3 protein-coding genes and 1 pseudogene are annotated in these 2,670 nt (G+C 65.8%); all 4 read left to right on the plus strand.

Going from position 1 to position 2,670, the window contains the following annotated elements; genetic code table 11:
• On the plus strand, positions 1-228 hold a 228-nt coding region (locus tag BA190_RS34980; RefSeq protein WP_245315050.1), incomplete at its 5' end, for a TIM barrel protein.
• Between the two features lie 177 nt (positions 229-405).
• Positions 406-1,296: a 2-hydroxy-3-oxopropionate reductase gene (gene glxR, locus BA190_RS34985; protein ID WP_068299826.1), complete on the plus strand. Its 891-nt coding sequence runs from the start codon at positions 406-408 to the stop codon at positions 1,294-1,296.
• Positions 1,297-1,397: 101 nt separating this feature from the next.
• A complete protein-coding gene (locus tag BA190_RS34990; RefSeq protein ID WP_068299829.1) occupies positions 1,398-2,426 on the plus strand; it encodes a 2-dehydropantoate 2-reductase in 1,029 nt (342 codons plus the stop codon).
• A gap of 35 nt (positions 2,427-2,461) precedes the next feature.
• Positions 2,462-2,670, plus strand: a pseudogene (locus tag BA190_RS34995) (NAD(P)(+) transhydrogenase (Re/Si-specific) subunit alpha); the annotation flags it as partial.

The raw sequence follows: 2,670 nt of genomic DNA on the forward strand, positions 1-2,670 counted from the left end.
ATCATGGAAGGGGACCTCGCCCGGACCATCGAGAAGCACCTGCCGCAGATCTGGCACGTACAGCTGGCCGACAATCCCGGCCGCAACGAGCCGGGCACCGGCGAGATCAACTACCCCTTCCTCTACCAGTGGCTCGACCAGCTCGGCTATGCCGGCTGGATCGGCTGCGAATACAAGCCCAAGGGCGGGACCGAGGCGGGCCTGGGCTGGTTCAGGCAGGCTCGCTGAGCCCAATAATTCCCCTTCTCCCCCTGCGGGAGAAGGTCCCGGCAGAGGGATGAGGGGGTCTTGTTGTCCCATGCCGGTGAGTGGTTCACCCCTCATCCGCCCCTTCGGGGCACCTTCTCCCGCAAGGGGAGAAGGAGCTCCCCAGCCTTTGCGCTTCTGGAAACAAGGACCGTCACCATGAATATCGGCTTTGTCGGACTGGGCATCATGGGTTCCCCGATGGCGGGGCACCTGATTGCAGCCGGCCACCCCCTCTTCCTGACCACGCTGGGCCCGGTTCCCGCCGAACTCCTCGCCGCCGGCGGCAAGGCTGAGGCGACCGCGGCCGATGTCGCCCGCAAGGCCGACATCATCATCACCATGGTGCCCGATACCCCGGATGTGGAAACGGTCCTGTTCGGCGAAAGCGGCATTGCGGCCGGCCTCACGCCCGGCAAGCTCGTCATCGACATGAGCTCGATCTCGCCGATTGCCACCAAGCGCTTCGCCAGGCGCATCAACGAGCTCGGCTGCGACTATCTCGACGCGCCGGTCTCGGGCGGCGAGGTCGGTGCCAAGGCCGCCTCCCTCACCATCATGGTCGGTGGACCGGAAGCTGCCTTCGAGCGCGCCAAGCCACTGTTCGAGAAGATGGGCAAGAACATCACTTTGGTCGGCGGCAATGGCGATGGCCAGACCACCAAGGTCGCCAACCAGATCATCGTTGCCCTCACCATCGAGGCGGTCGGCGAGGCCCTGTTGTTCGCCTCCAAGGCGGGGGCCGATCCGGCCAAGGTGCGCCAAGCGCTGATGGGCGGCTTTGCCGCTTCGCGCATCCTGGAGGTGCATGGCGACCGCATGGTCAAGCGCACCTTCGATCCGGGCTTCCGCATCGCCCTGCACCAGAAGGACCTCAACCTGGCGCTGGATGGAGCCCGCACGCTGGGCATCGCTTTGCCCAATACCGCGACCGCGCAGGAACTCTTCAACACCTGCGCCTCCCATGGCGGCAAGGACTGGGATCATTCCGCCATGGTGCGGGCCCTCGAATTGATGGCGAACCACGCCGTCACCACCACGACCAGCTGAAACGAAGACCCGCAAGGCGGGCTGCAACTCTTTGTTTTTGCGCATTTTTTGATCGAAAAGTCTGTCAACTTTTCTGAAAAATGCTCTAGGGGAGCGACATCATGAAGATCTGCATCTATGGCGCCGGCGCGATCGGCGGCTACATGGCGGTGATGCTGCAGCGGGCGGGCGCCGAAGTCTCGGTCATCGCCCGCGGGGACCATCTGAAAGCCATGCAGGCCCGCGGCCTCAAACTGCTCATGGACGGGCAGGAATTGACGGCCCCCCTCAACGCAACCCAGAACCCCGCCGATCTCGGCCCGCAGGACTATGTGATCGTCGCCCTCAAGGCGCACCAGGCCTGGGAATCGGCGGAGGCGCTCAAGCCGCTGCTCGGCCGCGACACTGCCGTCGTCACCGCCCAGAACGGCGTGCCCTGGTGGTATTTCTACGGCTTGCCGACTTCCCTCGCCGACACCCGTCTCGCCAGCGTCGATCCGGGCAACCGGCAGTGGCAGGCCATCGGCCCCGAACGGGTGATCGGCTGCACGGTCTATCCGGCCACCGAGATCACCGAGCCCGGCGTGGTCAGGCACATCTACGGCAACCAGTTCGGCCTCGGCGAGCCCAACCGCACGGAGAGCCTGCGCGTGGCCAGGCTCGCCGAAGCGATGACGGCCGGCGGCCTGAAGCCTCGTCTCTACGAGGATATCCGCGACGACATCTGGCTGAAGCTCTGGGGCAATCTGTGCTTCAACCCGATCTCCGCCCTCACACATGCCACGCTCGACGTGATCGCGACCGAGCCGGGTACGCGGGCGCTGGCGCGCGCCATGATGGTGGAGGCCGAGCAGATCGGCCTCAAGCTCGGCGCGCGCTTCCGGGTCGGCGTCGACCGGCGCATCGATGGGGCTGCGGGCGTCGGCGCCCATCGCACCTCCATGCTGCAGGATCTCGACAAGGGGCGAGCACTGGAGATCGATGCCCTGCTGACCGCCGTCCAGGAAATGGGGCGCATCGCGGAAATCCAGACACCGCATATCGATGCGGTGCTCGCTCTGGTCCAGCAGATGGCGCGGGTGAAGGGGCTCTATCCCACCTTCCCGCAGGAGGCAGCGCCGGCTCCATTGCGCGCCATCGGCCAAGCCTGACTCATGAAAGCTGACCTGTCGGAACGGACATCATCATGAAGATCGGCATTCCCTCGGAAACGGATCCCGGCGAGCCCCGTGTCGGCGCCTCGCCGGACACGGTTAAGAAGCTGATAGCGCTGGGCGCGACGGTGACGGTCGCGAGTGGTGCGGGCCTGGCGTCCGGGATCACGGACGAGGATTACGCGCAGGCCGGCGCCACGATCGCGCCCTCCAATGCCGAGGCGCTGGCGGGTGCGGCTGT

Origin of the sequence: Labrys sp. WJW (assembly GCF_001676615.1) — a bacterium.
Lineage (GTDB): Bacteria > Pseudomonadota > Alphaproteobacteria > Rhizobiales > Labraceae > Labrys > Labrys sedimenti.